Raw genomic sequence first — 3,662 nt, 5'->3', positions numbered from 1 at the left:
CATCGCCGACCTGCTCACCGAAATCGACAAAGACCCCACCGGCATCTTCTGGGGCTAACCACCCCAACCGCGGCCGGGGCCAAATCCAGCCGTCACACCGGGGCCAGTTCAAGTTGACATTGCCAAACCCAAACCGGCAGCACACCAACCCAACCCGCCGACAGCGGGACCGTCCGTGACGCGGAACCGGAGATCGAGCACCACGCCGACGACCCCGGCGAACCCGGCGGACCCGCACCACCGGAAGGACAGGCGGCCTGACGGGCCGCAGATCGGAAGCTGAGCCGTTCGGCCACAATCGATCCGGCGTGTGCGTTCAGCGGCCCGTCGGGCTCGGATAGTCCAGCAGGGAGCGCCAGTAGTCGTCGGGGATCTCGGTGTTCGAGCGCAGCACGAGCGCGAGCCCGGTAGCCATCGCGACGCCGAGCAGGCCGAGCCACAGCCCTGCGGCGGCGATGAACACCCACAGCGCCACCGTCAGCGCCGGCCACGGGGACACCAGCACCAGCACCGGCGCGAAGAAGAATCCGGTACCGATGTACCAGCTCGATCCGGCCCGGTCGCAGATCAGCACGAATCGCAACCACCGCGGGATCGGGACACCGGCGTTCGGTTGTGCGGTCGCCATGTCGTCGCCTTCCTCGTGTGCCTGCCCCCACGGTGCGCCCGCGAGGTAATGCCCGCAATTACCTCGCAGGTAATGGCCCGGCGCCGGTGTTCGGGTCAGACTGGGGACCGTGACGACTGTCGATCAGCCGCCTGCCACGTTCGGAGCGTTGATGCGCGACTGGCGCCGGCGGCGCAGGCTCAGCCAGCTCGACCTCGCCCTGGCCGCCGATGTGTCGGCCCGGCATGTCAGCTTCATCGAGACCGGGCGCTCCACGCCGAGCAAGGCGATGGTGCTCCGGCTGGCCACGGCTCTCGGTGTGCCGCAACGGGAGCAGAACCGGTTGTTCGTCGCGGCGGGGATGGCCCCGGTGTACGCCGAGCGCTCACTGGACGCGCCGGACATGGCCGCGGTGCGCGACGGTGTGCAGAGGGTACTGGCCGCCTACGACCCGTATCCGTGCGTGGTTGTCGACCGTGGCTGGTGGATCCTGCAGGCGAACTCCGGCGCCGGGGTGCTGCTCGACGGCGTGGCCGCGCATCTGCTCGACCGGCCCAACGCCCTGCGCATCGCGCTGCACCCCGAGGGGCTGGCACCCAGGATCCGCAACCTCGCGCAGTGGCGGACCCACCTCGTCGAGCGGGTGCGGCGCGAAGCCGGCTGCTGGACCGACCACGCCGAGCTGTTGAGCGAGATCGAAAGCTATCCGGGTGGTTTCGACGACTCCCCGGACCTCGGCGGCGTCGCGGTGCCGCTCGAGCTGGACACGACCGATGGCCGGACGCTGCGGTTTCTGAGCATGGTCACCACCTTCGGTACCGCGCTCGATCTCACCGCGGCCGAGCTGAGCATCGAAGCGTTCCTACCGGCCGACGACGCCACCGCCGCCGCATTGCGTTGACCCGCGAAGCCATTTGGGCCGGGCGCCGGCGCACGAGCTAATAGAGTCTCGGCCCATGGGGACTCGACACTTCATGGCGACCGTCATCGGCGGCGTGGCCGTTCTCGGCGTGGCCGGCTGCTCGACGCCGGAGCCTGCCCTCGGCGGCACCACGGCGACGGTGACGATCGACGGCAACGACACCGGCGGCGCCCAGGCGGTGCGGTGCCATCAGACGGGCTGGACGTGGTACATCGAGACACCGGACGAACAGAACGGCTTCACCGCGGTGCTGTCGACCGGCGGAGACGTCACCGCGGAGTCCGTCGACTTCCGCGGCATCGGTGGTTTCACCGGTTCGTTCTGGGCGGACAACATCGGCGAGGCCCAGGTCAGCGGCGACAACGGCAGTTACACCATCACCGGAAAGGCCGACGGCGCGTTCGACGACAGCCCCAGCGACGCCGTCACCGCCGATTTCCGTATCCAGACGAACTGCTGACGGCCCGGCGGCTCACGCCTGCACGATGACCGGGTCGCCCAGCCGCACGGTGTCGAAGTACCACGCCGCGTTGTCGGGGCTGAGGTTGATGCACCCGTGGCTGACGTTCGCATACCCCTGCGAACCCACCGACCACGGCGCGGAGTGGACGTACACGCCGCCCCATGTCACCCGCACGCCGTACTCGCCCTTGATCAGATATCCCTCGGGGTCGTCGAGTGGGATGCCGATGGTGCGCGAGTCGAAGGTCACGTTGCGCTGCTTCTCCAGCGCGGTGAACCGGCCGATCGGCGTCGGGAACTTCGGCTTGCCCATCGAAGCCGGCATCTGACGCGCCACCACACCGTCGATGCTCACCGTGAACGAATAGTCGCTGATGTCGGCGACGCTGACGACCGACGAGCCGGTCTGGAAGCTGGTGGTGAAGTCACCCACCGAGACACCGATCGGCGTGTGGGCCGGGAGGAAGTCGGTGGGTGTCCACTCCAGGACACGGTCGCTGAGCCAGGTGAACGATCCGGTCGCCGGGGCGGGCGCTCCCGCGGGGACGACGGAGACCGACCGCTCCGCCACCGACCTGTTCGGCACATCGCCGGCGAAGGTGACGGTGACCGGGGCGGCGACGCCGACGGTCTGCCCGGGTGCGGGTGACACCGCGGCGATGTCGGTCCCGAGCGCCGACGCCGCGGTGCCGGTGGGCAGCGGCCCGATCAGCGAGACGCCGGTGAGCAGCGCAGCACCTCCGAGCGCGGTCACCATTTGCTGCAGACGAAGTCTCAGCACGTTGCCATCCTAGTTCGTCGTGGCGGAGTGCCGAGCCCGGACAGGGGCCCGGCAAACCGGAACTGCCTATCCCGGTTATCGGTCCGGCGGCACGTGACGTTTCACGGCCGGGTGGTCGACGCCGCACGGTTGAGCGCCAGCAACATGTATCCGAGCGCCAGAACGCATGCCGACAGCGCGGCGACGTTCAGCGCCACCGCGGCGGCGCCGACGCTGTCGGGATCGAGAAAGTAATAGGGCGCGCGCCGGCCGGCGTGATTGAGCACCAACAGGGCCAGCACCAGATACCCCGCCGGGTAGGCCAGCCACGCCACCGGCTGCCACCACGCCATCGGCACCAGGCCACGGCCGACCAGCAGCCAGTCGCCCAGGGCCAGCACCGGCACGGCGACGTGCAGCAGGAAGTTCGCCGGCGTGTACCCCATGCTGTGTTCGGTGAGGAACAGGTTCCAGATCACCCCGGCCATCACCACGTACAACACCACCGCCCCGCGCAGCCCGATCCGCGCGTCGGCCCGCGGCGAGCACAGCGCCCACAGGTAGTACGCGGCGGCCAGCAGGTTGGCCTGGTAGGTGAAGGTGATCAGGCGCCACCCGACGCCCCGGCTGGAGGTCAGCTCGACCAGCAACACCGCCGCCACGACGCAACCGATGATCGCCAGCCGGAGCCCGGTGCGCAGCGGCGACGGTTGCGGCGGGGCGACGGGAAGGGTCACCAGGTGAGGATATGCGTTACGGCAGCGGGGGCGGTGGAGGCGGCGGGACGGGCGGTGCCATCTCCGGCGGCGGGCCCGGCACCGGCGGTACGGCCTCGACGGCCGGCGGCACAACCTCGACCGGCTCGATGACCGGTGCCGGCTCGACGACCGGCGGCGCCGGTTGCGGTTCCG

The 3,662-nt window shown here is 69.9% G+C and carries 5 protein-coding genes; 2 read left to right on the top strand and 3 right to left on the bottom strand.

Features of this window, described 5'->3' with window-relative positions; genetic code table 11:
- Nucleotides 1–316: 316 nt before the first annotated feature.
- Nucleotides 317–628 (bottom strand): hypothetical protein, encoded by a 312-nt coding sequence (locus ASJ79_RS20540; RefSeq protein WP_067959207.1) that lies wholly within the window; start codon nucleotides 626–628, stop codon nucleotides 317–319.
- Nucleotides 629–779: 151 nt separating this feature from the next.
- On the opposite strand from ASJ79_RS20540, the gene ASJ79_RS20535 reads away from it, so the two are divergent.
- Both ASJ79_RS20535 and ASJ79_RS20530 read left to right on the top strand, forming a co-directional pair.
- A complete protein-coding gene (locus tag ASJ79_RS20535; RefSeq protein ID WP_067959204.1) occupies nucleotides 780–1,508 on the top strand; it encodes a helix-turn-helix domain-containing protein in 729 nt (242 codons plus the stop codon).
- Between the two features lie 55 nt (nucleotides 1,509–1,563).
- Complete coding sequence (locus tag ASJ79_RS20530) at nucleotides 1,564–1,989, top strand: lipoprotein LpqH (protein ID WP_067959201.1); 426 nt, start codon at nucleotides 1,564–1,566, stop codon at nucleotides 1,987–1,989.
- Nucleotides 1,990–2,001: 12 nt separating this feature from the next.
- On the opposite strand, the gene ASJ79_RS20525 is transcribed toward ASJ79_RS20530, so the two are convergent.
- Nucleotides 2,002–2,748 carry a L,D-transpeptidase family protein gene (locus tag ASJ79_RS20525; protein ID WP_067959198.1) on the bottom strand — a complete coding sequence of 249 codons (747 nt, stop codon included), beginning with the start codon at nucleotides 2,746–2,748 and terminating at the stop codon, nucleotides 2,002–2,004.
- Nucleotides 2,749–2,873: 125 nt separating this feature from the next.
- On the bottom strand, nucleotides 2,874–3,488 hold the full coding sequence (locus ASJ79_RS20520; RefSeq protein WP_067959195.1) for a Pr6Pr family membrane protein: 615 nt from the start codon (nucleotides 3,486–3,488) through the stop codon (nucleotides 2,874–2,876).
- Nucleotides 3,489–3,662: the final 174 nt, after the last annotated feature.

This window comes from Mycobacterium sp. NAZ190054 (assembly GCF_001545925.1).
In the GTDB taxonomy this organism is placed as follows: Bacteria; Actinomycetota; Actinomycetes; order Mycobacteriales; family Mycobacteriaceae; genus Mycobacterium.
The sequence above is the reverse complement of the archived record's forward strand: the minus strand, read 5'-3'. Positions and strand labels throughout refer to the sequence as shown.